This is a genomic window from Natronogracilivirga saccharolytica, assembly GCF_017921895.1.
Taxonomy (GTDB): domain Bacteria; phylum Bacteroidota; class Rhodothermia; order Balneolales; family Natronogracilivirgulaceae; genus Natronogracilivirga; species Natronogracilivirga saccharolytica.
In genome coordinates this window covers 1-1,073 of sequence record NZ_JAFIDN010000037.1, presented here as the reverse complement: position 1 = coordinate 1,073, position 1,073 = coordinate 1, and the positions used below count along the sequence as shown (strand labels likewise).

1 protein-coding gene is annotated in these 1,073 nt (G+C 52.0%); it reads right to left on the bottom strand.

Annotated elements, in window-relative coordinates; genetic code table 11:
• The coding region (locus tag NATSA_RS15315) for an IS1380 family transposase (protein WP_210513493.1) at positions 1-955 on the bottom strand (955 nt) is incomplete at its 3' end.
• Positions 956-1,073 lie beyond the last annotated feature (118 nt).

Genomic DNA, 1,073 nt, shown 5'->3' with positions numbered 1-1,073 from the left:
TGATCTCATCGCCGAACAAATACTGCCCATTCGGGCGGGCAAACCGCTCGGTAGCCCGGAATACCACACGCTGTTTGACTTTACTGTCTTCCGGGACATCGTCCTGACCCGGCAGAACTACATCTTCGGCTCCATACCAGGCCCGTGCCCCAATATCGACCTCCTCGTGTTTTTTCTCACCGGTCTGCTCCTTGGCCAGAGCCAGCCACTCAGCCGGATCCTGTTTGCGCAGATTGCGTTTGAGAATAAAATCGGTATTCGGTTGCTCTCGCAACATTTCCACGTTATCGGAGCTGTCGTTGCCCGAATCGGCTGTAAACAGAATCGTCTCATCGGTGATTTTGCGGGCCATCTGCAGCGTTTGGGCAATCCACTGCCCCGTACCCTGGTGATTGCTGTGAGCCGATCCGGGACGCAGCTCGTTGTTCAGCATAAATCCGGGACCTATATAGGCAAAGATCGGCGCATAACCGTCGAACTTCTTGTAGGTCCACGAGACGCCTTCCTTTTTGGTATCCGAGTTATCCATCGGCGAGACATCGACGTCAACAGCGGCATAGCGGCGGCCATGGATCTTTTCGGTCACATATTTTTTGTTTCGCCGAAGCCGGCGAATGTTGAAATCCCGCCAGACATGGCGTGTTTTTTCCGGCCAGGAGGCAATACGTTGCCGCAGGGTTTCCGGCGAGGGCAGGCGGTCCAGGCCCAGGCTGCGGGTGAAAAACGGCTCATCACGGTATTCGCCGATGGCATCGAAATCGGGTTTACCGAGGCAAAGCAGTCCGATCATGGATTTGGCAACGTCGATATCGGCAATGCGTCCGGATTTTCGAACATGCGGGCAAACACTGCTCAGATGACGGGAAAGTTTGGTCTCTTTCAAATGATCTCCGATGAAAGCCAGGCCGGCTGTGGAGGTGATAGGCGAGGAGGTAAGCTGAAACTCAATGTCCATAACTATCCAAGTCTTTCGATTCTTTGTTTCACCTATTGGGTGAAGATACAAATTTAGCTAAACATATGAAAGACTTGATGTTACTGTAATTTTTCTAATTTAACTCACGGATTCTGGT